The sequence below is a fragment of the Allobosea sp. NPDC055594 genome, assembly GCF_053618995.1.
Map to the genome: position 1 here is coordinate 38,456 of NZ_JBSHIO010000005.1, position 23,726 is coordinate 62,181.

Annotated in this window: 24 protein-coding genes; 10 read left to right on the plus strand and 14 right to left on the minus strand. The window is 67.9% G+C overall.

All coding sequences use genetic code 11. From position 1 onward, the window contains the following. Positions 1–42 precede the first annotated feature (42 nt). Positions 43–603 carry a glutathione peroxidase gene (locus tag ACWGRX_RS11770; RefSeq protein WP_452117692.1) on the plus strand — a complete coding sequence of 187 codons (561 nt, stop codon included), beginning with the start codon at positions 43–45 and terminating at the stop codon, positions 601–603. Positions 604–624: 21 nt separating this feature from the next. On the opposite strand, the gene ACWGRX_RS11775 is transcribed toward ACWGRX_RS11770, so the two are convergent. The 6 genes from ACWGRX_RS11775 to fliK all read right to left on the minus strand — a co-directional run bounded on the left by ACWGRX_RS11775 (position 625) and on the right by fliK (position 6,713). Further along, complete coding sequence (locus tag ACWGRX_RS11775; protein ID WP_291635443.1) at positions 625–2,043, minus strand: mannose-1-phosphate guanylyltransferase/mannose-6-phosphate isomerase; 1,419 nt, start codon at positions 2,041–2,043, stop codon at positions 625–627. A gap of 81 nt (positions 2,044–2,124) precedes the next feature. Beyond that, positions 2,125–2,670: a molybdopterin adenylyltransferase gene (gene mog, locus ACWGRX_RS11780; protein WP_452117693.1), complete on the minus strand. Its 546-nt coding sequence runs from the start codon at positions 2,668–2,670 to the stop codon at positions 2,125–2,127. A 10-nt stretch (positions 2,671–2,680) separates the two neighbouring features. Then, on the minus strand, positions 2,681–3,688 hold the full coding sequence (locus ACWGRX_RS11785; RefSeq protein ID WP_452117694.1) for an NAD-dependent epimerase: 1,008 nt from the start codon (positions 3,686–3,688) through the stop codon (positions 2,681–2,683). A 60-nt stretch (positions 3,689–3,748) separates the two neighbouring features. Beyond that, a complete protein-coding gene (locus ACWGRX_RS11790; RefSeq protein ID WP_452117695.1) occupies positions 3,749–4,882 on the minus strand; it encodes a GNAT family N-acetyltransferase in 1,134 nt (377 codons plus the stop codon). Continuing rightward, entirely contained in the window at positions 4,879–5,151 is a 273-nt protein-coding gene (locus ACWGRX_RS11795; RefSeq protein ID WP_291647020.1) for an EscU/YscU/HrcU family type III secretion system export apparatus switch protein, read from the minus strand. Before ACWGRX_RS11795 ends, ACWGRX_RS11790 begins: the two co-directional genes overlap by 4 nt. Beyond that, positions 5,148–6,713 carry a flagellar hook-length control protein FliK gene (fliK, locus tag ACWGRX_RS11800; RefSeq protein WP_452117696.1) on the minus strand — a complete coding sequence of 522 codons (1,566 nt, stop codon included), beginning with the start codon at positions 6,711–6,713 and terminating at the stop codon, positions 5,148–5,150. The genes ACWGRX_RS11795 and fliK overlap by 4 nt, the downstream gene beginning before the upstream one ends. Positions 6,714–6,829: 116 nt before the next feature. On the opposite strand from fliK, the gene ACWGRX_RS11805 reads away from it, so the two are divergent. Continuing rightward, positions 6,830–7,840, plus strand: coding sequence for an aldo/keto reductase (locus ACWGRX_RS11805; protein WP_452117697.1), 1,011 nt, complete (start codon positions 6,830–6,832; stop codon positions 7,838–7,840). Between the two features lie 200 nt (positions 7,841–8,040). On the opposite strand, the gene ACWGRX_RS11810 is transcribed toward ACWGRX_RS11805, so the two are convergent. Beyond that, complete coding sequence (locus ACWGRX_RS11810; RefSeq protein ID WP_452117946.1) at positions 8,041–8,451, minus strand: DUF2000 family protein; 411 nt, start codon at positions 8,449–8,451, stop codon at positions 8,041–8,043. A 64-nt stretch (positions 8,452–8,515) separates the two neighbouring features. On the opposite strand from ACWGRX_RS11810, the gene ACWGRX_RS11815 reads away from it, so the two are divergent. Beyond that, positions 8,516–9,325 carry an AraC family transcriptional regulator gene (locus ACWGRX_RS11815; protein WP_452117698.1) on the plus strand — a complete coding sequence of 270 codons (810 nt, stop codon included), beginning with the start codon at positions 8,516–8,518 and terminating at the stop codon, positions 9,323–9,325. A gap of 6 nt (positions 9,326–9,331) precedes the next feature. Here ACWGRX_RS11815 and ACWGRX_RS11820 read toward each other — a convergent pair whose 3' ends face one another. Together ACWGRX_RS11820 and ACWGRX_RS11825 are read right to left on the minus strand one after the other, a co-directional pair. Continuing rightward, the gene (locus ACWGRX_RS11820; protein ID WP_452117699.1) at positions 9,332–9,652 is read right to left on the minus strand and encodes a hypothetical protein; all 321 of its coding nucleotides are present in this window, start codon (positions 9,650–9,652) and stop codon (positions 9,332–9,334) included. A 111-nt stretch (positions 9,653–9,763) separates the two neighbouring features. Beyond that, positions 9,764–10,375, minus strand: coding sequence for a TetR/AcrR family transcriptional regulator (locus ACWGRX_RS11825; RefSeq protein WP_452117700.1), 612 nt, complete (start codon positions 10,373–10,375; stop codon positions 9,764–9,766). A 100-nt stretch (positions 10,376–10,475) separates the two neighbouring features. Here ACWGRX_RS11825 and ACWGRX_RS11830 point away from each other — a divergent pair, with 100 nt between their 5' ends. Beyond that, on the plus strand, positions 10,476–11,216 hold the full coding sequence (locus tag ACWGRX_RS11830; RefSeq protein ID WP_452117701.1) for an SDR family NAD(P)-dependent oxidoreductase: 741 nt from the start codon (positions 10,476–10,478) through the stop codon (positions 11,214–11,216). A gap of 168 nt (positions 11,217–11,384) precedes the next feature. Next, a complete protein-coding gene (locus ACWGRX_RS11835; RefSeq protein WP_452117702.1) occupies positions 11,385–12,497 on the plus strand; it encodes an acyltransferase family protein in 1,113 nt (370 codons plus the stop codon). Here the strand turns inward: ACWGRX_RS11835 and ACWGRX_RS11840 are convergent. Together ACWGRX_RS11840 and ACWGRX_RS11845 are read right to left on the minus strand one after the other, a co-directional pair. Continuing rightward, a complete protein-coding gene (locus ACWGRX_RS11840) occupies positions 12,475–13,272 on the minus strand; it encodes an MBL fold metallo-hydrolase (protein WP_452117703.1) in 798 nt (265 codons plus the stop codon). The genes ACWGRX_RS11835 and ACWGRX_RS11840 overlap by 23 nt on opposite strands. Positions 13,273–13,401: 129 nt before the next feature. Next, positions 13,402–13,941, minus strand: a complete 540-nt coding sequence (locus ACWGRX_RS11845) for a hypothetical protein (protein WP_452117704.1) — start codon at positions 13,939–13,941, stop codon at positions 13,402–13,404. Positions 13,942–14,125: 184 nt separating this feature from the next. Between ACWGRX_RS11845 and ettA the strand changes: the two genes are divergently transcribed. After that, positions 14,126–15,778: an energy-dependent translational throttle protein EttA gene (gene ettA / locus ACWGRX_RS11850; protein ID WP_452117705.1), complete on the plus strand. Its 1,653-nt coding sequence runs from the start codon at positions 14,126–14,128 to the stop codon at positions 15,776–15,778. Between the two features lie 199 nt (positions 15,779–15,977). On the opposite strand, the gene ACWGRX_RS11855 is transcribed toward ettA, so the two are convergent. Together ACWGRX_RS11855 and ACWGRX_RS11860 are read right to left on the minus strand one after the other, a co-directional pair. Then, complete coding sequence (locus ACWGRX_RS11855; protein ID WP_291647009.1) at positions 15,978–17,150, minus strand: alpha-hydroxy acid oxidase; 1,173 nt, start codon at positions 17,148–17,150, stop codon at positions 15,978–15,980. A gap of 69 nt (positions 17,151–17,219) precedes the next feature. Next, positions 17,220–17,780, minus strand: coding sequence for a YitT family protein (locus ACWGRX_RS11860; RefSeq protein ID WP_452117706.1), 561 nt, complete (start codon positions 17,778–17,780; stop codon positions 17,220–17,222). Between the two features lie 178 nt (positions 17,781–17,958). Here ACWGRX_RS11860 and ACWGRX_RS11865 point away from each other — a divergent pair, with 178 nt between their 5' ends. From ACWGRX_RS11865 to ACWGRX_RS11875, 3 genes are all read left to right on the plus strand, one after another. Then, on the plus strand, positions 17,959–20,157 hold the full coding sequence (locus tag ACWGRX_RS11865; RefSeq protein WP_452117707.1) for a glycoside hydrolase family 3 N-terminal domain-containing protein: 2,199 nt from the start codon (positions 17,959–17,961) through the stop codon (positions 20,155–20,157). A gap of 136 nt (positions 20,158–20,293) precedes the next feature. Then, a complete protein-coding gene (locus tag ACWGRX_RS11870; protein WP_291635407.1) occupies positions 20,294–20,497 on the plus strand; it encodes a cold-shock protein in 204 nt (67 codons plus the stop codon). Positions 20,498–20,552: 55 nt separating this feature from the next. Beyond that, entirely contained in the window at positions 20,553–21,143 is a 591-nt protein-coding gene (locus tag ACWGRX_RS11875; protein WP_452117708.1) for an MOSC domain-containing protein, read from the plus strand. Between the two features lie 12 nt (positions 21,144–21,155). On the opposite strand, the gene ACWGRX_RS11880 is transcribed toward ACWGRX_RS11875, so the two are convergent. Continuing rightward, positions 21,156–22,019: a DMT family transporter gene (locus tag ACWGRX_RS11880; RefSeq protein WP_452117709.1), complete on the minus strand. Its 864-nt coding sequence runs from the start codon at positions 22,017–22,019 to the stop codon at positions 21,156–21,158. A gap of 173 nt (positions 22,020–22,192) precedes the next feature. On the opposite strand from ACWGRX_RS11880, the gene ACWGRX_RS11885 reads away from it, so the two are divergent. Beyond that, a complete protein-coding gene (locus ACWGRX_RS11885) occupies positions 22,193–23,620 on the plus strand; it encodes an aminotransferase-like domain-containing protein (protein WP_452117710.1) in 1,428 nt (475 codons plus the stop codon). The last annotated feature ends 106 nt before the right edge of the window (positions 23,621–23,726 follow it).

Here is a 23,726-nt window from a genome sequence, read left to right on the forward strand (position 1 = left end):
ATTTTACATTAGAGTGCCTGCCGACCTTGCGGGAGCCAGCCCATGCGCCTCCACCGCCGCCATCTGCTCGCCTTGCTCGCCTGTCCGCTGATCGCCGAGGTGAAGGCGGCGCAGGGAGAGAACAACGCCTATGCCTTCAGCTTCGACAGGGCGGAGGGTGGCCGGGTCCCGCTCGAGGCCTATCGCGGCAAACCCATCCTGATCGTCAACACCGCGACGCGCTGCGGCCTCGCCGGCCAGTTCGCCGGGCTGGAGCAGCTCTGGCAGCGCTATCGCACCCGCGGGCTGATGCTGATCGCGGTGCCGAGCAATGATTTCGGCGGCCAGGAGCCGCTCGCCGGGGCCGCCATCGCTGAGGCGGTGCGGCAGAGCCATGGCGCGAGCTATCTGATCACCGAGAAGGTCGCGGTGCGCGGCGAGGCGGCCCACCCCTTCTATCGCTGGGCGGCGAGCCAGCGGCCGGCCGAGACCCCGACCTGGAATTTCCACAAATACCTGATCGGCCGCGATGGCAGTCTCGCCGGCAGCTTCAGCTCGCGTACCGACCCGGTCTCGTCCGAACTTGTCCAGGCAATCGGGCAGGCGCTGGAGAAGCGGCGCTGACGAGAAGGCGCGGGCCGGTTCTCAGCCGCGCGCGTAGATGTCCTCGATCCTGACGATGTCGTCTTCGCCGGTATAGGCGCCGACCTGGACCTCGATCAGCTCGAGCGGAATCCGTCCCGGATTCTTCAGTCGGTGCGTGCAGCCGATCGGCAGATAGACCGATTCGTTCTCATGGATCATGACGGTGCGCTCGTCGACCGTGACTTCGGCCGTGCCCGAGACGACGACCCAGTGCTCGGCCCGGTGGAAATGCTTCTGCAGGCTGAGCTGGCCGCCTTCCTTGACATGGATGCGCTTGACCTGGAAGCGGGCGCCGATGTCGATGCGCTGATACCAGCCCCAGGGCCGGTAGATCCGCAGATGCTCGCTGGCTTCGGGTCGGCCGGCGGCCTTCATCCGTTCGACCAGGTTCTTGACCTTCCCGGCTGCCGCCATCGAGGAGACCAGCACGGCGTCGCGGGTCGCGACCACGACGACATCGTCGAGACCGACCACCGTGGTCAGCATCTCGTCGCTGCGCACCAGCGAGCGGCGGCTGTCGATCACCACGGCGCGCCCCTCCAGCACATTGCCGTCGCCGTCCTTGGACTTGATCTCGTGGATCGAGTTCCAGGAGCCGATATCCGACCAATCGAAGGAAGCGGCGAGCATACCGGCGAGCTCCGTGCGCTCCATCACTGCGTAGTCGATCGAGATGCTGGTGGCGCGGACGAAGCTGTCCCGGTCCAGCCGCAGGAAGTCGAGGTCTCGTCCGGCCTTTTCAACGGCGGCCTCGGCGGCTTCGAGCACCTCGGGGGCGTGATGCGCGAGTTCGCTCAGCATCGTCCTTGCGGCGAAAAGGAAATTGCCGCTGTTCCAGAGATAGCCTTCGGCGAGATAGCGCGTGGCGAGTTCGAGTTTCGGCTTCTCGACGAAGCGGGCCAGGCGGCTGGCTCCCGGCTCGGCGAGCTCCTCGCCCGGTGCGAGATAACCATAGGCTGTCGAGGGATATGTCGGCGGGATGCCCAGCGTCATGATCAGCCCGGCCGCGGCGAGGCGCGCGGCGCGCTTGCAATCGCTGCGGAAGGCGGCAGCATCGACAATGAGATGATCGGAGGCGAGGGCGATGCCGACAGCTTCGGGATCGCGCCGACTGGCCAGCACGGCGCCGACGGCGATCGCGGCGGCGGAATCGCGACGCTCGGGCTCCAGCACGATCTCGCCCTCGATCCCGCAGGCGAGCATCTGCTCGGCGGCGATGAAGCGGAAATCGTTGTTGGTGATGACGATCGGCGTGTCGAAGGTCGGGTCTGCCAGCCGCAGCAGAGTCGCCTGGAAGGTCGAGAGCCCGCCTTCGAGCAGCGGGATGAACTGCTTGGGCATGGTATCGCGCGACAGCGGCCAGAGCCGTGTGCCGGCGCCGCCGGCCATGATGAGCGGAATGATCTTGGGCGAAGGCATCTTGCGGTCTCGACGGCGAGCGAAACGGTGTCTGCCTCTCTAGGGCAGCGAAGCTACCATGTCATGAATGGTGCCGATTCTTCAGCCCTTCGGCTTCTGCCCCGGGCGGAAGGCCTGGATCACGGTCGGATCGGTCTCGAGATAGGGGCCTTCGATCAGGTCGATGCAGTAGGGGATCGCCGGCATCACCGCGTCGAGGCATTCGGCGATGGCGCGCGGGCGGCCAGGCAGGTTGACGATCAGCGATTTGCCGCGGATGCCGGCGAGCTGGCGCGAGAGGATCGCGGTCGGCACCTTGGCGAGGCTGACCTGGCGCATCAACTCGCCGAAACCGGGCATGAGCTTGTCGATCACGTCCTCGGTCGCCTCGGGGGTGACGTCGCGCGGGGCCGGGCCGGTGCCGCCGGTGGTGACGATCAGGCAGCAGCCCTCGACATCGGCGAGCTCGGTGAGTGTGGCTGCGATGCCGGCGCGGTCGTCGGGAATGACGCGCGAGACCGCCTGCCAGGGGCTCGTCAGCGCCCTGCCGAGGTAGTCGAGGATCGCCGGGCCGCCTTCATCGGCATAGACACCGGCGGAGGCGCGGTCAGAAACGGTGACGATGCCGATCTTCGCAGGTGACGTCATGGCCTGTCCTTCAAACCCGGTAGAAATCGCGATACCAGCTGACCATCCGCCCGATCCCCTCGGCCAGCGGCGTATGCGGACGGAAGCCGACGGCCGCTTCCAGCGCCGAGACGTCGGCGGCGGTGCGCAGCACGTCACCCGGCTGGCGCGGCTTCATCTCCATGACCGCCTTCCTGCCGACGGCCTGCTCGATGGTCGCGATGAACTCCATCAGCGGCACCGGGGCGGCGTTGCCGATATTGTAAAGCCGCCAGGGCGCCGAGGACGTCGCGGGGCTGGGATCGTCGCCGGACCAGGCGGGGTCGGCGGCGGCGATGGTATCAAGCGTGCGGACGACACCCTCGACGATGTCGCCGACATAGGTGAAGTCGCGCTCGTGTCGGCCTTCGTTGAAGACCTCGATCGGCTCGCCCGCCAGGATCTTCCGGGTGAAGATCATCGGCGCCATGTCGGGCCGGCCCCAGGGGCCGTAGACCGTGAAGAAGCGCAGGCCCGTCGCCGGCAGCCCGTAGAGATGGGCATAGGCATGGGCCATGGCCTCGTTCGCCTTCTTGGTCGCGGCATAGAGGCTGACCGGGTGGTCGGTGTTGTCCTCGACGCGGAAGGGCGTGCGCGTATTGGCGCCGTAGACCGAGCTCGACGAGGCGTAGACCAGATGCTCGACGCCGTTTTGGCGGCAGCCTTCGAGGACATGTCCGAAACCGGCCAGATTGCTGTCGAGATAGGCCTGGGGATGGGTGATCGAGTAGCGCACGCCGGCCTGAGCGCCGAGATGGACGACGCGCTCGAAACGCCTTTCGGCAAACAGCGCCCGCATGGCTTCGCGGTCGGCGAGGTCGAGCTTTTCGAAGCTGAAGCGGTTGTGACCGGCGAGACGCTCCAGGCGCGCCAGCTTCAGGGCGGGATCGTAATAATCGTTGAGATTGTCGATGCCGACGACTTCGTCGCCGCGTTCCAGCAGGACCCTGGCCGTCTCGTTGCCGATGAACCCGGCTGCTCCCGTCACCAGAACGCGCATCGCCTTACCAAGCTGCTCTCGAACACCTCGCGTCGTCTATCGGCCAGTGCGCGGTCCCGGTCAACGCGCCGTGCCGCCTTTGCGGTCGCGCCATTGCCGCAGCAGCAGCCGTCCGCGGGCGGCGAGCCGGGGCAGGGACGAGCCGGCGGGGCCGATCGCGATGATCGCGTTCGCCATGGCCTGCCGCTCGCCCCAGGGATAGGCCGAGGCATCGACCCGGTCGCCGGCGCCGCTGTCGAGCCGGAACGACCCATCGCCGGCAAAGTCGTGGCGCAGCATTTCGATGGCGAGGCCACGGCCGGGCGAGAGCCGGGCGAGGGTTTCGTCATAGGCGATCTTCAGGAAATGCGCCTGTCCGGCGAAATCGAGCAGCACGCCCGCGGCGACCGGCTTCCCGTCGAGCCGGAGCAGGTCGATCCTCGCCATGTCGGCCTCGGCGAAGCGGCCGATCACCTCGCGGAAATAAGCGGCATCGGCCGGAAGCCTCGCCAATGCCGTGCCGTTCGTGCCTTTCCAGCCGGCGGCTTCGAGCGCGAGGAAGTCGTCCAGAGCGGTGACGGCGTCGGAGCGGCGATGGCGGCCAAGCTGCAGGGTGCCGGCGCGCTCCAGCATGCGATGCTGCTGCAGGCGCTTCTTGTAGCTCTGGCCCAAAGCGCGGCGCAGATAGCGCTCGGCATCCTCGCCCGGCCGTGGCATCGCCATCGGCCGCTCCCAGCTGTCGAAGCGGTGCAGCCTGCTGCCGGTTTCGGCGCAGGCCGCTGCCAGTGCCGCGAAGCTGGCGCCTTCCACAGGCAGCAACGGCAGGCGCAGCAGCTTCGGCAGGTCGGCGGCGCCGGCGAGGAAGCGCAGCAGGGCGAGCGCCGCCGGCGCAGCGACCTGCCGGTCGAGCACCGGGGCGGAGGAGACCTCGTAGAGCGGCACCAAGGGCGCCTGCAGCATCGTCGTGAAGCCGGTATGGAGGCTGCGCCGCTTGCCGAAGGCCCAGACGCCGACGAGTTCACCGGCGCCGCCCTCGGCGCAAAGGATGACGATCTCGTCGGCCCGTCGCACGGGCCCCGACAGGGCGGCGGCGATGGCGGCCGGGGCCATGTGCAGGTTCGGGGCTTCGGCGCGCCGGCACAGATCCGCGAAGGCCGCGGCCATCGCGCCATAGCTCGCAGCGGAAACGCGGCGGACGTCGATCTCTTCGCTCATGTCCGCCTGAAGTCGCGCCGCAGCGACAAGACGAAGGCGATCACCTGCGCGGTTGCGCGGTAGAGTTCTTCGGGGATGGCGTCATCGAGCTCGACGGCGGACAGCGCCTCGGCCAGCAGCGCGTTCTGCTCGATCGCGACCTCATGCTCGCGCGCCGTTTCGACGATCTTCCGGGCGACTTCGCCCCGGCCTTTGGCGGTGACGCGCGGCGCGCCATGCCCGTCATATTCGAGCGCGACCGCGACCTGCGGGGCGAGTGGCTCGGTCATGAGCGGCGGTCCAGGAACTGGCCGGCCACAGCCTTGCCGGGGCGCGGCTGGCCGGTGTGGACTTCCAGTGCGGCACTGTCGAAACGGGCCTGGACCAGCGAGGCCTCGAGATCGGGCCCCGCCTGGCGCAATAGGCGGCTGGTTTCCTCGCGTTCCGCCCAGAAGGAGACGGAGATGGCGCGGCCCTGCAAGGTCACCAGGCCCTGGAGCGCGCCGAGCGGCTCGGCATCGAGCCCGAAGCGAACGCGCCAGATCGGAGCTTCGGGCGTGGCAGCTCCCGGTTGCGGCGGGTCGCGTTCGATCTCGAGCGGCAGCAGCGCGGTGCCATCGTGCAAGGCGAGGGGAAGTTCGACGAGCCAGCGTTGCGGGGCTTGCGGCTCGCTGCGGCCGGTCTCCGGCGGCAAGGAGGCGTATTGGGCCAGCGTGATCCGGTCGAGCCCGGATTCTGTCTGCTCGAACAGGGTCTGGGCGATGGCTGCCGGACGCGCAGCCGCTGTCAGGCTGGGCTCCTGTGCCGGCTGCGGCGTCAGCAGGCCGGCACGTGGCATGGCCGGGCGGGAATCGGCGGCGGGCAGTGCCGCGGCGCTCGGCCCGGTCTGCGCTGAGGGACGTGCCGGCGCTGGCTCGCCCTCGGCAGAGCGCAGCTCGCGGGCGGGCAGCGCCTGGATGGCCGGCCGCAGCAGGTCGCGCAGGGCCTGTAGCCCGGCCTTGAGATCCGCCTGCGGCAGCCGTGCTTCGCCAATCGCCTGCCGGGCTTCGAGGAAGACGCCGGAGCGCGCGACGGCGTTGCGCAGGGCCTCTGCGGTGAGCGGTTTGCCTTCGACCGGCAGGCGCTGGGCGAGGATCTGGTCGACCAGGGCGAGCAGCGGCTTCGGCAGGACCAGTGCGACCGAGCCCTGCGCCAGCGCTCCGAGATTGGCGAAGAGCGGGGCGAGGCTGTCTTGCCGGGCGATGGCGGCGCCGAGCAGCGGGCCGGCGATCATGCGCGGTGAGGCGGGGGCGTGCTGGGGCTGGATGCCTGGCGCGGGAATCGCAGCGCTCGCCCGCTCGGTCGGAAGCGGCGAGGCGATGGACGCCGTCGCGGTTGCGGCGATAGAGGCCGAGATCGATGCAGCGGCGCCGGCTGCGGGAAGCGTGGCGCCAGCGGTCGTCACCGGCTGCTGGACGAAAGCTCCGGGGCGCGGCGTCGCCAGCGCCGTCTGGGCAGAGGGGGCGGTTTGGCCCGGGGCCCGAGCGGGCGAACCGGAAGAGGCGGGGCGGCTGCCGATCAGGACGGCCTGCATGGGCGCGCCGGGCTTGGCCGGTTCGTCGAAACGGAGCAGCAGCGTGGCGCCGGGCTGAAGAGCCGCCTGCCGGGCTTCCGGCCCTGCCAGGAGGAGCGCGATCTTGACGCCGTTGACGAGCGCGGTGGCGTTGCCTTCGCCGTCGAGCGACAGGAGCCTGGCCTCGACCGTATTGCCCGCTTTCAGGCCCGCGCTGTTCAGCGCCGCGAGCAAGGTCGCGAAGTTCTGGCTCTGCGCGAGCGTGGCGAGGTTCGCCTGGATGGTCGGCTGAACGGGCATGGGCAGAGCCTGTCACGAAAGGTTGAGGATTTCCTTGCGCAAGGTCGCCCTGCGCCGGTCGCGCTGGTGCGGGCGGGGCGTATCGGGCAGGTTTCCCGTCCCCCATGGAGATCGCCATGAATTATCGCCAGCTCGGCCGTTCCGGCCTCAAGGTCTCGCCGCTCTGCCTGGGCACGATGATGTTCGGAGGGGCGACGCCGGAAGCGGAGTCGCGCGCCATCATCGACCATGCCGCCGCGGCCGGGATCAACTTCATCGATACGGCCGACGCCTATTCCGACGGGCGTTCGGAGGAGGTCGTCGGGCGCGCCATTGCCGGCAAGCGTCATGACTGGGTGCTGGCGACCAAGGCGGCCAATCCGATGGGGCCGGGGCCGAACCAGCGCGGGCTCTCGCGCAAATGGCTGCTCCAGGCCTGCGATGCCAGCCTGAAGCGCCTCGGCAGCGATTTCATCGACATTTACTACCTCCACAAGGAGGATCACGAGACGCCGCTTTCCGAGACGGTACGAGCCGTCGGCGATCTCGTGCGGCAGGGCAAGATCCGCCATTTCGGCGTCTCGAACTTCCGTGCCTGGCGCATCGCCGAGATCTGCCGGCTCTGCGACGAGCTCTGCATCGACCGGCCGGTGGTCAGCCAGCCCTATTACAATGCGATGAACCGCATGCCGGAAGTCGAGCACCTGCCGGCCTGCAGCTATTACGGGCTCGGCGTCGCCAGCTATTCGCCGCTGGCGCGCGGCGTGCTGACGGCGAAATACGAGCCCGGTCAGGCGCCGCCGGAAGGCACGCGGGCAGGGCGCGCCGACCGGCGCCTGATGCAGACCGAATGGCGCGAGGAATCGCTGGTGATCGCCCGGCAGATCCGCGACCACGCCGCGGCGCGCGGCATGACGCCGGTGCAGTTCGCGGTGCTCTGGGTGCTCAACAACAAGCTGCTGACGGCGGCCGTCGCCGGGCCGCGCACCATGGAGCAATGGCAGGGCTATCTTTCCGCCCTCGATGCCGCGTTCAGTGCTGAGGACGAGGCGCTGATCGACGCGCTGGTGCCGGCCGGCCATCCCTCGACGCCGGGCTATTCCGACCCGGCCTATCCGCTGGAGGGGCGGGTGGCGCGCACGGGGTGAGGGCGCTCCACTTTTTCCTTCTCGCTGAGGATGAAGTGGCCCGAAGGGCTGGATTGTGGGGGCGGCCTTTCCGTCATGCTCGCCCTTGTGGCGAGGGTCCACGGCTTGAACGCTGTATGCGTCAAAGGAAGACGTGGATGGTCGGGACAAGCCCGACCATGACGCGGGGAGGCCGCGCGACCCCGGAATTTGCCTCCGCCTTAGGGGTGCAGCTTCAGACCCTTTATCGCCTTGTCGACGGTCTTGCGCTCGCCATGCAAAGCGAGGCCGACGAGATCGAGCGCCTCGGTCGCGACCGCCTCGACCGCGGCACGGTTGGCCTCGTCATGGCCGGTGGCGAAGAGCTCGCGCGTGTAGAGCGAGGGACGCAGTCCCGCCTCACCGGCGCGGTGCAGCACGCGCGACAGATCGGCGGAGGAGGCGGCGAAGACCAGCACCGGCTGGCGGATCAGCGGGCCGTAGACCTTGCCCGAGCCGTCGCGGTAGGCTTCCCCGCCGAGTTCGGGCGTGGCGGCGACGAGCCCGCCCGAGAGGAAGCAGGCGACGTTGAGCTTCTGCCAGCTGGCGAGCTCCGCGTGGACGATGACGGCAATCTTGGTGTCGAAGCGTATGACGGGCACGATAGGGCGCGGGCGGCCGGCTGGTCTTGAACGTTCGTGCGTTGCGGGCGACTGGATGCGCGCAGCCCCGGACGAGGCCGGTCCCGAGCGGATCGAGGCATTTTTCGACGACCACGCCTATGATCCGCACCGGCACGACACCTATGCGGTCGGCTATACGCTGAGCGGGGTGCAGAGCTTCGACTATCGTGGCGCCAAGCGCGATTCGACGCCGGGCGACCTGATCGTCTTGCATCCCGACGAGCTGCATGACGGGCGGGCCGGCATGGCCGGCGGCTTTCGCTACCGCATGGCCTATGTCGAGCCGGGGTTGATCATGCGGGCGCTCGCCGGCCGGGCTGGCGGCACGCCCTTCGTCCGCGATGCGGTCTGCCGCGATGGCAGATTGCTGCGGGCGCTGATCGGCCTGCTCGGCGATCTCGACCATGCGCTGGAACCGCTGGAGCGCGATGCGGCGATCGGTGAGCTCGCCGAGGCACTGCTGGCGCTCGACCCGTCCTGCGCACCGCGCCGGCCGGAGACACCGGCCGAGCGGGCCTGCGCCCTGGCGCGCGACTTCCTGGCTGACAATCTCGACGAAGCCGTCGACTCGCAGAGGCTGGAAGCCGTCACGGGGCTAGACCGTTATGCGCTCGCCCGGCATTTCCGCCGCCGCTACGGCACCAGCCCGCATCGCTATCTGGTGATGCGCAGGCTGGAGCGGGCGCGGGCGCTGCTCCGGCAGGGGCAAGGACTGGCCGATGTCGCCGCGGCGAGCGGCTTTGCCGATCAGCCCCATATGACGCGGCGGTTCCGGCAGGCCTACGGGCTTTCGCCGGGGCGCTGGCGGGCGATGCAGGCAGGTGCGACGGCCCCGGCCGCCTGAGCGCTGTCAGTTCAGGACGCAGAAGCCGCCGACCACTACCTGCGAGCGGCACCAGACCCGCGGCTCCTCGGCGGAACTCAGCCGCAGCGGCACGGTCGCGCTCGCCGCAGCCTGGCTCGGGCTGCTGGCGTAGGGCGGTCGGGCCGGGACAGGCTGGCCGGCCTGTCGGGTGCGCAGGCCGGGGGTCACGATGAGGGAGCCGTCACGGTTCGCCGGGCGCGCCTGGCTATCATGCGAGCGGCTGCCGTTGGACCTGAACTTGGCAGCTTCGGCGCTGGCCGGAGCGAGCATGACGGCGAGCACGGCGACTGCAAGGGCGCGGATCATCGAAAGCTCCATCGACTGCCGGCGACGGTGCCGGAGATCGATGCGCTTGCCCAGAAGAGCTTCGATTTAATCTGAGCAAGGGGTTAAGCGCACCAGCCGAACCCGCCCGGTTCAGCTCCTGGCCTGCGTCAGGCCATCCCAGGCCGAAATCGCCGATCTTGCGATCGCTTCCAGCTCGGGCCGGGTCGCGCCGTCGCGCGCCCGGATCGACATGCCCTGCTGCACCGTGACGTAGAACGAGGCGATGGCGGCTAGGTCGGATACCGCCGGTAGCTCGCTCGCCTCGACCGCGCGGCGCAGCCGCGCCTCGATCATCGCCTGGGCCTCGGCTCTCGCATCGCGCAGTGCCGTGCAGGTCTGTGGGCTCGTGCCGGCGGCATGGATCACCGAAAGCACGACCATGCAGCCGGCCGGTTTGCCGGGACGCGTGAAGAGCGCCGCCGAGCGCATCAGATAGGCCTCGACCGCCGCCTTCGCGCTCGGGGCGTCGGCGATCTGCTGGCCGAGCTCGACGCCGTCGCCTTCTTCATAGAGCGCCATCGCCTCGCGATAGAGCGCATCCTTGCTGCCGAAAGCGGCGTAAAGGCTCGGCGCGTTGATGCCCATCGCGGCGGTGAGCTCGCTCATCGAGGTGCTCTGGAAGCCTTTCTCCCAGAACAGCATCATTGCGTGGCGCAGTGCCTCGCCCCGGTCGAAGCTGCGTGGTCGGCCGCGTTCCGCCAAGTCGAACTCCTTTTTGTAGCGGTCGATAAATAATCTGCTTGACGCAAGGCGGCAAGCGCATCACCTATTATGTATCATTCGATACATAATAGGTGATGCGATGATGAGGATGACCGGGAAGAAGGCGCTGGTGACCGGCGGCAGCCGCGGTATCGGGGCTGCGACGGCGCTGCGGCTGGCGCAGGAGGGGGCGGATATCGCGATCACCTATGAACGCGCCCGCGACAAGGCGGAGGCGGTGGTCGGGCGGATCCGAGCGCTCGGCCGCAAGGCGATCGCGCTGCAGGCCGACAATGCCGATGCCGAGGCGCTGAAGGCTGCGGTCGAGGGCGCCGCGCGCGAACTCGGCGGCCTCGATATTCTCGTCAACAATGCCGGCATCTGGCATTATGGCGAGGCCGGCGGCTGGAGCCTGCAGGAGATCGACGCGATCCTTGCGGTCAATGTCCGGGCCGTGATCATCGCCTCGCAGGCGGCTGCCGCGTATCTGCCCGAGGGTGGGCGCATCATCACCACTGGCTCCTGCCTCGCCGAGCGGGTGACCGAGCCCGGCATCGCGCTCTATGCGATGAGCAAGGCGGCGCTGGTCGGCTTCACCAAGGGGCTGGCCCGTGATCTCGGGCCGCGCGGCATCACTGTCAACGTCGTCCATCCCGGCTCGACCGATACCGACATGAACCCGGCCGCCGGCGAGCAGGCCGAGGAGCAGCGTGCCCGCATGGCGATCCCACGCTTTGGCAAACCGGAGGATATCGCCGGGCTCATCGCCTATCTGGCGAGCGAGGAGGGGCGTTTCGTCACCGGTGCGGGGCTCACCATCGATGGTGGGGTGAACAGCTGAGACATGCGGCGAGCCGCCGGGGCGTTTCGAGGCCATCGCGGCCGCGGTCGTCCCGGGGGACTTTCTTGACGGTTCCTTGCGATATCATCCGTGGTTTCGGGGATCGACCTAACCGGCCGCTAAACTTGGCATGCCAGGGTGCCGTGTCGGAGCGGAGCCTTGCAGAGCATGTCGGAATTCGCGAGATCGGCCGAGGGCCGTGCCTCTTCTCGCCTGGATTGGGTCGATACGGCCAGGGGCTTCTGCATCATTCTGGTCGTGCTGATGCATGTCGCCGGCGGCCTCCAGATCGCACTGGAGCGTGAGAGCTGGATCGGCCCTTTCATCGATTGGGCCAAGCAGTTCCGGATGCCGGGCTTCTTCCTGCTCTCGGGATTGTTCGCCTCGCGGCTGATCGGGAAGAGCTGGCCGGAATTCCTCGACCGGAGGATCGTGCCGCTGGTCTATCTCTACCTGCTCTGGCTGGCGATCCATAGTCTGCTCAAATTCCGGAGCTGGGGCGAAGGTGATGCGGCTGCTCTGTTCGGCTCCTATGCGCTGGGGCTGATCCAGCCCTTCGGCCTGCTCTGGTTCATCTACCTGCTGGCCGTCTTCTTCGTGGTGACCAAGGCGATGCGCGGCTATCCCCTGGTGACCTGGCTGGTCGCCGCGGCGATCGCGACCGTGCCGGTGACGACCGGCTGGCTGCTCGTCGATGCGTTCGCGGCTTATTTCGTCTTCTTCCTGAGCGGGGCGCTGTTCACCCCTGCGATCTTCCGCTTCGCCGACTGGGTTCGCGAGCATCGCACCGCCGCGCTGAAGCTCTGGCTCGTCTGGGCGGCGGCGAGCGCCTTGCTGGCCGGCCTCTTCGGCTATCAGACGCTGCATGAGACATTCGCGGCCGATCTGGTGCTCGGCCATGCCGGCGCACTCGGCGTCATCGCCTTTTCGGCCCTGTTCGCCGGGCATCTCGGCTGGATCGCCTATTGCGGCCGCAATTCCCTGCCGATCTACCTCGCCTTCTTCATTCCGATGGCGGCGACGCGCATCGCGCTGATCCGGACGGATCTGGAGTTCGACGTCGGTACGGCATCGTTGCTGCTCACGCTGCTCTGCGTCGCGCTGCCGCTGGTCCTGCATCGGCTCGTCGGGGGAACGATGCTGCGCTTCCTGTTCGAGCGCCCGCGCTGGTTCAGGTTGAGCTTCGCGGGCAGGCGCACTGTTGAGGCCGGGGCGCACGGATCGGCGCCCACAACGGAAGGCCGCTCCGCATTGCCGCTCAAGAGCCCGGCAGAACGATGATCGTCGGCTTCGCCGGCAGCGAGGCCTTCGACAGCACGATCTGCGACTGCTCGCGCCGCTCGACCGGCCAGAGCTCCTGTGAGCGCGAGAGGAAGCGGTTGAGCGTGCCGCCACCGAAGAAGTGCATCGGGATCATCACCCGCGCCTGCAGCGATTTCAGCACGTCGAGCATGCCTTCCTGGTCGAGCGTGTAGCTGCCGTCGACCGGGAAGAGCACGATGTCGACCCGGCCGAGCGCGCGCAAGTGGCCGGGCTCCAGCGGATGGTGGAGATGGCCGAGATGGGCGATGCAGAGCTCGCCGATCTCGAAGACGAACATCGAATTGCCGTCGAAATCGGTGCCGCCGGAATAGGTGCGGATATTGGTCGGGACATTGCGCACGCGCAGGTCGCCGAAGGTGACGTCATGCTTCGCGGCGCCGCTCTGGTCCCAGCCGGGCAGGACGCGCTTGATCGCCGGGTCCGGCGCTCGCGAATAATGCGTCGAATGGGCCTTGTTCATCGTGGCGATGTCGGGCGTCGCCGTCGGGCGGACATAGTCGTTGTAATCGGTCGCCGCCTTCACCCCGCCCGGCGTCTCGATCAGGAAGGTGGCGTGGCCGACGAAGGTGAGGCGGACCTCGTCCTTGCCGAGATTGGCGAGGCTGATCGGCAGGCGGCTGCGCGCCATCTCCGGACGGCAGCCGGGCTCACCGGTCTCGGAGCGGGCCGGCGAGGCAAGCAGAGCCGCTGCCGCCAGCATGGCGAGGCCATGTCGCAGGAGAGTGTCCGACAAGCCCATCGCAAGCGCTCCGTCTCTGCCGACATCGCAGAGCTTCAGGCAAAAGCGGGGCCGTGAAAAGTCCGGGGGCGGGCTCTGGCGGTTTCGTGACTTCGCAGGCTGCTTTCGGGCTTCTTGCCGGCCTCAGCCGGTGCGGACCGTCACCGTCGCGTCGGCGAGGCGCCGGAACAGGGTCTTCTGCCGCAGCAATGGCAGCCAGTCGTAGAGGAACATTTCGGCAGGCCGCCACATCACCACCCAGCCGACGATCACCAGGCTTTCCTGGATCACCCGCGTGAACGGGCCCTCGAAGGTTTGGGTCAGCAGCCAGACCAACGCCATGCAGAGCGCAAGTCCGGCAAGGCCGATCAGAAAGGCGAGCCGCCCGTCCCGGAAGAGCTGGCGGATGGCGCGTGCCTGATCGCGTTCCCTGGCACGAAACCAGCCGGTGATCGCGGCGGGGATGTAGGCGGCGGGGTCCGGAGCCGAACCGGCCGATTGCAGATGCACCACAATCTCGATCGGCTGCTTCTTCGGCAATTCCTCTGCCCATTCGACGATGTACTGTTCGGCCTCGGACGAGAGATCGCGCTCGCGGAAGGGGAAAGGGTCGAGGTTGTTGAAGAGCTGGGCGCCGTCCGTCAGCCGTAGCTCGATGGCACCCTTGCTGCCTGGTTGCGCCAAGATCCGTTCCCCCGCTTTGCTAGCGTTCATAGGCCCGGGAGCCATCCGGTGGAAGCGGGAGCGAGGCTCGCGGAAGGAGGCGTAGCGCCGCGGCCTGTTGCGGCCCGCTGCCCCTGTCGCTACATACGCGGCAGATTTCCCGAAAGCCTCAGGCCATCACGCCCGGAGCGGAGTTCGCACCTCTATGTCCCGTCAGTTCATCTACCATATGCGCGGCCTGTCGAAGACCTATCCGGGCGGCAAGCAGGTCCTGAACAACATTCATCTGTCCTTCTATCCGGACGCCAAGATCGGCGTGCTCGGCGTCAACGGCGCCGGCAAGTCGACCCTGCTGAAGATCATGGCCGGCTTCGACAAGGAATGGACCGGCGAGGCCTGGGTCGCGGACGGCGCCCGTGTCGGCTACCTGCCGCAGGAGCCGAAGCTCGACGAGAGCCTGAATGTCCGCGACAACGTCATGCTCGGCGTTGCCCCGCAGAAGGCGATCCTCGACCGCTACAACGAGCTCGCCATGAACTATTCGGACGAGACCGCCGACGAGATGACCAATCTCCAGGACGAGATCGAGGCCAAGGGCCTGTGGGATCTCGATTCCAAGGTCGACCAGGCGATGGACGCGCTGCGCTGCCCGCCTGATGACTGGCAGGTCGACAAGCTTTCGGGCGGCGAGCGCCGCCGCGTCGCGCTGTGCAAGCTCCTGCTGGAGCAGCCCGAGCTGCTGCTGCTCGACGAGCCGACCAACCATCTCGACGCCGAGACCACCGCCTGGCTCGAAGGCCATCTGCGGACCTATCCGGGCGCGATCCTGATCGTCACCCACGATCGCTACTTCCTCGACAACGTCACCAGCTGGATCCTCGAGCTCGATCGCGGCCAGGGCATCCCCTATGAGGGCAACTACTCGGCCTGGTCGGTGCAGAAGCAGAAGCGCCTCGAGCAGGAAGGCCGCGAGGACGTCGCCCGGCAGAAGACGCTGGCGCGCGAGCAGGAATGGGTTTCGGCCTCGCCGAAGGCCCGCCAGGCCAAGAGCAAGGCCCGTATCCAGCGCTATGACGAGCTGGTCCAGAAGGCCTCGCAGAAGGGACCGGACACCGCCCAGATCATCATTCCGATCGCCGAGCGGCTCGGCAACAACGTCGTCGATTTCGAGGACCTCTCGAAGGGCTTCCAGGACAAGCTGCTGATCGACGGGCTGACCTTCAAGCTGCCGCCGGGCGGCATCGTCGGCGTGATCGGCCCCAACGGCGCCGGCAAGACCACGCTGTTCAAGATGATTACCGGCGCCGAGAAGCCCGATGCCGGCACGATCAAGATCGGCGAGAGCGTCCAGCTCGGCTATGTCGACCAGAGCCGCGACTCGCTCGACGACAAGAAGAATGTCTGGGAGGAGATCTCGGGCGGCAACGACATCATCTATCTCGGCAAGCGCGAGATCAATTCGCGCGCCTATTGCTCGGCCTTCAACTTCAAGGGCGGCGACCAGCAGAAGAAGGTCGGCTCGCTCTCGGGTGGTGAGCGCAACCGCGTCCACCTCGCCAAGATGCTGAAGTCCGGCGCCAACGTCCTGCTGCTCGACGAGCCGACCAACGACCTCGACGTCGACACGCTGCGCGCGCTCGAAGAAGCGCTGGAGGATTATGCCGGCTGCGCCGTCATCATCAGCCACGATCGCTGGTTCCTCGACCGCATCGCGACCCACATCCTCGCTTTCGAGGGCGACAGCCATGTCGAGTGGTTCGAGGGCAACTTCGCCGACTACGAGGAAGACAAGAAGCGCCGGCTGGGGATCGATTCCACGATCCCGAAGCGCATCCAGTACAAGAAGTTCACGCGCTGAGGCAAAAGCTCGCCGCCGCTCCCGAGTCTCCCCGGAGGGAGGCGGAGCGGCGGTTGTGCAATGGTGTCGGCTTACCAACGCGGCGTAAGGGCCTGACGCCCTATCCGGCCGGATGCACAGACAAAAAAGACCGGCGGCGCTTTCGGCGCGGCCGGTCTTTTCTTTTCGGAGCCCGTGACTGCGCCGGTTTCGGCCGGCGTCAGCCGGCGGCAAGCCGCCGCAGCGCCTCTTCGCGCCCGCCGACGAGGATGTTCTCGTCGATCGTGTTGATGTCGCGCTTGCCGCAGAGCGCCATGGTGACGTCGAGTTCCTTGCGGATGATGTCGAGGCAGCGGGTGACGCCGGCCTCTCCCATGGCGCCGAGGCCATAGAGGAAGGCCCGGCCGATGAAGGTGCCGTGCGCGCCGAGCGCCAGCGCCTTGATGACGTCCTGCCCCGAGCGGATACCACCGTCGAACAGGATCTCGGTGCGCCCGCCGACCGCATCGACGATCGCCGGCAGGGCCTCGATCGAGGACAGGGCGCCGTCGAGCTGGCGGCCGCCATGGTTGGAGACGATCAGTGCATCCGCACCGCTCTTCACGGCGAGTTCAGCATCCTCGGGATCGAGGATGCCCTTCAGGATCAGCTTGCCGCCCCATTGGTCCTTGATCCACTGCACGTCGTCCCAGTCGAGCTGAGGGTCGAACTGCTCGGCGGTCCAGGAGGAGAGCGAGGACAGGTCGCCGACGCCCTTGGCATGGCCGACGATGTTGCCGAAGGTCCGGCGCGGCGTGTCCAGCATCTGCAGGCACCAGCGCGGCTTCGTCGCCAGATTGATCATGTTGGCGATGGTCGGCTTCGGCGGGGCCGAGAGGCCGTTACGGATGTCCTTGTGGCGCTGGCCGAGGATCTGCAGGTCGAGCGTCAGCACTAGCGCCGAGCAGCCGGCGGCCTTGGCGCGCTGGATCAGCCGGGCGATGAAGTCGCGGTCGCGCATCACATAGAGCTGGAACCAGAAGGGCGAGCCGACATGGTTGGCGATGTCCTCCAGCGAGCAGATGCTCATCGTGGAGAGCGTGAAGGGGACGCCGGCCTTGTGTGCGGCACGGGCGGCGAGGATCTCGCCATCGGCATGCTGCATGCCGGTCAGGCCGGTCGGGGCCAGCGCGACCGGCATCGAGACGGGCTGGCCGATCATGGTCGAGGCCAAGGTGCGGTTGGTCATGTCGACCGCGACCCGCTGGCGCAGCTTGACCTTGGCGAAGTCGGTCTCGTTGGCGCGGTAGGTGCCCTCGGTCCAGGCCCCTGAATCGGCGTAGTCGTAGAACATGCGCGGCACGCGGCGCTTCGCCTGGATACGCAGGTCTTCGATGGTCAAGAGCTGGGCCATGGTCGCCTCATCCCGCATTGTCGTCGCCCCGCTCGGTCGCATGGAATGTCGCGGGAGGCAACCGCAGCGTCATGTCACGCCGAGATAGCGGCCCGGCTTGTGGTTGATCGCGAGGTTGAGATTGAGCACGAAGGCGCCGACCAGCGACAGTGCCACCTTGTCCAGCGGCAGCACGAAAGCAGCGGCGGCGAGGATCGCGGCATCGATGCCGAGTTGGACCCAGCCGGCGCGCAGGCCGTGGCGCTCCTGCAGATAGGCGGCGAGCACGTTGACGCCGCCGAGCCCGGTGCGATGCCGGAACAGCACCAGCATGCCGATGCCCATCAGCGAGCCGCCGGCGATCGCGGCATAGAAGGGCTCGACCTGCTCGATCCGGATCAGTTGCGGCGTCGCCCAGCTCAGGCCCGAGACCAGCGCGACGGCGAGGAAGGTCCGTAGCGTGTAGGCGCGGCCCATGCGCAGCAGGGCAAGCCAGTAGAAGGGCAGGTTCAAGAGGAAGAAGCCGGCGGAGAAGGAGGGGCCGCCCGCCGCCTCGACCAGGAGCGCGAGGCCGGCGAGGCCGCCGGTGACCAGCGTCGCCTTGGCGTAGAGCGCGACGCCGAGGCTGACCAGCATGGCGCCGAGCAGCATCGCTATTGCGTCTTCATAAAAGCGGTGCCGATTCGCCGTGCCGATCGTCATCTCTGCCACCCGTCGACGCGTCGCGCTTCAGCTTCCGTTCATGGCCCGGCGGCGAAGCAATGGTTGAGCCATCCGCGCCGATCCTGTACCGGGCGCCCGACCTTCCGAGCAAGCACAAGGCTTCGACATGATTCTGCGGCTCTTTGCTGCACTCCTGACCTGCGGCTTCGCCACCATCGCCTTCGCTCAGCAGGGGGTCGGCTGGAAAACCGGCCCCGAGGCCGCCGCGATCGAGCGCAAGGTCGATGCGCTCATCGGCAAGATGACGCTGGAGGAGAAGGTCGGCCAGCTCCACCTCTCCGGCCGCGGCGAGGGCTTCGACATCAATCAGGTCAAGGCCGGCCGGATGGGCGCGGTGATGAACTTCGTCGTGCCGCAGGAGGTCCGGCAGGTCCAGGAAGCGGTGCGCCAGTCGCGGCTGAAGATCCCGTTGATCATCGGGCTCGACGCGGTCCACGGCTTCTCGACCTATTTTCCGCTGCCGCTCGGCCAGGCGGCGAGCTGGAACCCGCAACTGATCGAGCAGGCGGCCTATTGGACCGGGCGTGAGGCGAGCGCCGCCGGCATCAACTGGACCTTCGCGCCGATGGTCGACATGTCGCGCGATCCGCGCTGGGGCCGGGTGTTGGAAGGCGCCGGCGAGGACGTCCATCTCGCCAGCGTCGTCGCGGCGGCGCGCACAAGCGGCTATCAGCGCGGCGGGGTGGCGGCGAGCGTCAAGCATTTCGTCGGCTATGGCGCGGGCGAGGCCGGGCGCGACTACAACTCGACTTGGATCCCACTGAGCCAGCTGCATGATCTGCATCTGCCGCCCTTCAAAGCCGCCTTCCAGGCGGGGGCGATGACGGCGATGGCGGCCTTCAACGCGCTGAACAGCATGCCGGCCACGGCCCATCGCGGCATGTTGACCGATCTCCTGCGCGGCAAATGGGGCTTTCGCGGTTTCGTCACCTCGGATTTCGGCTCGATCACCGAGCTGCGCCTGCACGGCATCGCCAAGGACGATGCCGAGGCGGCGCGCAAGGCGCTGCTCGCCGGCATCGACATGGACATGATGGGCGACGTCTTTCACAAGCACCTCGCCAATGAGGTGAAAGCCGGACGGGTGCCGGTGAAGGCCCTCGACGAGGCGGTGCGACGCGTTCTCCGGGTCAAGTACCATCTCGGCCTATTCGAGCGCGGCGATGTCGACGTCGCTGCAGCGCCCTCGCTGATGCAGACGGAAGAGGCCCGCAAGGTTGCGCGGCAGGCGGCGCGCGAGGGCGTCATCCTGCTCAAGAACGACAAGGCGACGCTGCCGATCGCGCCTTCGGTGAAGTCGGTCGCGGTGATCGGCGCTATGGCGGTACCTGAGGATGAGCGGGTCTGGACCGATCCGGCCGGTCTCGGCCGCCGCCTGGTCCAGCCGCTGCCGGATGCGCTGCGCGAGCAGCTGCCGGCCGATGTCACGGTCGCTTACGAACCCGCCTTCACCAGGAATTGCGGCACCGAGTTCAAGGACAAGGAGGCGGCCGTGAAGGCTGCTGCCGCCGTCGACCTCGTCGTCGCCATGCTCGGCGAGGATTGCGAGTTCATGGGCGAGGGCGCCTCGCGCACCGATCTCGGCCTGCCGGGCGTGCAGCAGGAGCTGCTCGGGGCGCTGGTCGAGACCGGCAAGCCGGTGGTGCTGGTCCTGGCGACGGGGCGGCCGCTGGTCCTCACCTGGGCCGACAAGCATGTCGCGGCGATCGTCCAGACCTTCCATGGCGGCACCGAGGGGCGCGCGGCCATCGCCGAGGTGCTGGCCGGCAAGGTCAATCCCGCCGGACGGGTGCCGATGAGCTTCCCGCGCTCGGTCGGGCAGATCCCGGTCTATTACGACCAGTTGCCCACCGGCCGGCCGCAGAAGATCCGCCAGCGCTATGAATCGATCTTCATGGACGAGGCCAATGAGGCGCTCTACCCGTTCGGCTTCGGCCTGTCCTATAGCCGCTTCACCTATGCCAACCCGCGTGTCTCGCGCGAGAAGGTGGCGATGGACGGCGCCGTCGAGATCGCCGTCGAGGTGACCAACAGGAGCGAGCGCGACGGGCAGGAGGTGGCTCAGCTCTATGTTCGCCAGCCTGTGGCCGAGCGGTCGCGGCCGCTGCGGCAGCTCAAGGGCTTCGAGAAGGTCTTCCTGAAGGCCGGTGAGACGAAGACGGTGACCTTCCGGCTCGAGGCCGGCACGCTCGGCGCCCATGACGACGCCGGCCGTTACCGGATCGATCCCGGGTTGGTCGAAGTCTATCTCGGCGGCTCGTCTCTGGCCGAGGCTAAGACCCGGTTCGAACTCACGAAACCCTGAAGGGGGTCCACTTTAATTGCCAATGCTTTGATCTCGACAAGCATTCGTTTTCGGTCAATTCTCGATTGGCGCGGCCCCTGGAGAGCAAGTCTCCAGGGGGCTTCGCGAGACCATGGATGCTCCAAAGGATGCGGCGATGGCGACCGGAACCGTGAAGTGGTTCAATACCGAGAAAGGCTTTGGCTTCATTCAGCCCTCTGATGGCGGCAAGGACGTGTTCGTGCACGTCACGGCCGTCAAGGAAGCGGGGATGTTGACGCTGACCGAAGGACAAAAAGTCTCGTTCGAGCTCAAGACCGAACGGGGCAAAACAGCGGCCGGCGCGCTCAAGCTGCTCTGACCGGCTGGCCCATGAGAACGGCGAGGCCCCCGCCGCCCCGGCCGCGATGACGGCCGTGCTCGCAAGCGGCAGGCTTGCGGCAGTCCTACGGACGGTGCAGGCGGCGCGCTTCGGTGCGGCCTTCATCACGGCGCCCGTCCGTCACATCGATCTCGATCATCATGGCATCCCCGGCAGCCGCCATTATGGCGCGCTTCGTCGCGCCGGGGCGCGCGAGCCCTGGCTGCCGTGCGGAATGCTATTGCGCAACGATCGCCAGCTGTCGGCGCTGTGTCCGGACGAGCTCGCCGAGGTCGCCGCTGCGCTCGCAATCGAAGCGCTGCCGCCGCAATGGCTCGGCGGCAACCTCCTGGTCGAGGGGCTGCCGGGGTTTTCGCGGATCATGCCTGGCAGTCGCCTCGCGATCGGCGGCGCCTGGGGCGGCAAGGGGCGCTTCGACGGCACGGCTGTGCTTCGGGTCGAGGCCTATAACGCGCCCTGCCGGCTGTCGGGACGAGCCGTCGCGGCTGCCGCCGGCAGGCCGGAGTTGGAGTTCGCCTTCGTCAAGGCGGCGGCGCGCCTGCGCGGTCTCGTGCTCTCCGTCGATCTGCCGGGGCAGATTGCGCCCGGCGATCCGGTCGTCCTGCTGAAGCCGGTGCAGGGCTGAACGGGGCCGGCGCTATCGCGCGAAGCGCCTTGCGCCGGCGACGCAGGCCACCACGGCGATCGAGGTTGCCACCATCTGCCAGCCCACGGTTTCGCCGAGCAGCAAAGCCGCCAGCAAAAGTCCGAAGAAGGGTTGCAGCAACTGCAGTTGGCCGACCGCGGCGATGCCGCCCTGGACCAGGCCGCGATACCAGAAGACGAAGCCGATCAGCATGCTGAACAGCGAGACATAGGCGAGGCCGAGCCAGGCCGGGATGCCCGCCTGCGCGAAGGAGGCCGGCAGCGTCAGCAATGTGAGCCCGGCCATGATCGGCAGAGACAGGACCAGCGCCCAGGATATCACCTGCCAGCCGCCGAGATGGCGCGAAAGGCGGGCGCCCTCGGCATAGCCGAGGCCGCAGGCGATGATGGCGGCGAGCATCAGGAGATCGCCGACGGGCGAGGCGGCGAAGCCTTGCGTCCAGGCGAAGCCGACGACGCAGAGGCTGCCGAAGCCGGCGAAGACCCAGAAGGCCGGTCGCGGACGCTCGCCGCCGCGCAGCACGCCGAAGATCGCCGTCGCGAGCGGCAGCAGCCCGACGAAGACGATCGAATGGGCGGAGGTGACGTGCTGGAGGGCGAGCGCTGTCAGGAGCGGGAAGCAGACGACGACGCAGAGCGCGACCACCGCGAGCGGCAGCAGGTCGGCAGGCTCCGGCCGCTTCTGCCTGAGCACGAGCAGGAGGGCGAGGCCGAGCAACCCGGCGATGGCGGCGCGCGCGACGGTCAGGAAGATCGGATCGAAATCGGCGACGGCGACGCGGGTCGCCGGCAGCGAGCCGCTGAAGATGATGACGCCGATGAAGCCGTTGAGCAGTCCGTTCGCAGTTCGATCCATGATGCCTCCTGAGGCCGGTCCGCTCTCCTCGAGCCTCTTTCGAGACGCGATCTGCGATCGCTCCTCAGGCTGAGGACTGTGGAAAGGCAGGTGGCCATTTTCGCCATCCTGCATCGCGTGAGATGCCGCAGATTTCCAGAGACAGTCCAATACAGTTCAGGCAAACTGTCCTGATGCTGGAAGCCGTACAGATTAAGGACCCGGTCGCCGGAGACACGCTGGTCGGGCGCGTCATGGCGACGATCCGGCAGCGGATCGCCGGGCGGACATTGGCGCCGGGCGCGAAGCTTCCCTCGATCCGCGGGCTCGCGGAGAGCATGGGCGTGTCGAAATCGACAGTGGTCGAGGCCTATGAACGGCTGGCGGCCGAAGGGGCGGTCCAGGCGAGGCGCGGCTCCGGCTTCTATGTCCGGCGCCTGCCGCCGCTCTCGCTTGCGGATGTCGCGCCGAGGCTCGACCGGGCCGTCGATCCGCTGTGGATCTCCAGGCAGTCGCTCGATGCCGGGGCAGATGATCTGCGGCCCGGTTGCGGCTGGCTGCCGGCCGACTGGATGCCGGAAGCATCGTTGCGCCGCGGGCTGCGCAAGCTCGGAAGCGCCGAGGTCGCGACACTGGCCGAATATGGCACGCCGCTCGGCCTGCCCGCGCTGCGCCAACTGCTCGCTCATCGCCTCGCCGAGCGCGGCGTCGAGGCGGCGCCCGAGCAGATCGTTCTGGCGGAGTCCGGTACGCAGGCGATCGACCTCGTCTGCCGTTTCCTGCTCGAGCCCGGCGATACCGTACTGGTCGACGACCCCTGCTATTTCAATTTCCAGGCATTGCTGCGGGCTCATCGCGCCCGGATCGTCAGCGTGCCCTATACGCCGGCCGGGCCCGACCTTGCCCTGTTCGCGCAGGCGCTGGCCGAGCACCGGCCGCGGCTCTACATCACCAATTCCGCCCTGCACAATCCAACCGGCGCGACGCTCTCGGCCGCGACCGCGCATCGCCTGCTCAAGCTCGCCGAGCAGGCCGGGTTGACCATCGTCGAGGACGACATCTTCGCCGATCTCGAGCCGGAGTTCGCGCCGCGGCTCGCCGGGCTCGACGGGCTGGAGCGGGTGATCCAGATCGGCAGCTTCTCGAAGACGCTGTCGGCCTCGATGCGCTGCGGCTATATCGCGGCGAGGCCCGATTGGATCGAGGGGCTGACCGATCTCAAGGTCGCGCTCTCCTTCGGAGGCGGGCGGCTCGCGGCCGAACTGGTGCTCGGTCTCCTGAAAGACGGCAGCTATCGCCGGCATGTCGAGGGGCTGCGCCAGCGGCTCGTCCGAGCCATGGCGGAGACGGCCGGCCGGCTCGCCGGGCTCGGCATCGAGCCCTGGCTCATGCCGCGCGGTGGATTGTTCCTGTGGTGCCGATTGCCGAGCGAGCTCGATGCCGGCGCGATCGCCCGGCATGCGCTCGCCGAGGGGATCGTGCTCGCGCCGGGTAACGCCTTCAGCCTGTCGCAGACGGCAAGGCATTTCATGCGCTTCAACGTGGCGCAGTCTGCCGATCCGCGAATCTACGGCGTGCTCCGAGAGGCGATGCAGGCAGCGGCATCACGCCAGCCTGCGTAGGCGAAGTGTGCCGAGCCTGTCCAATGTGGCGGAGGAGCTCCCGCGTTTGTTTGATCCGTCGGTGCCGACTGGAATATCGGACAATCAGGCTTGCATCTTCTTCGTG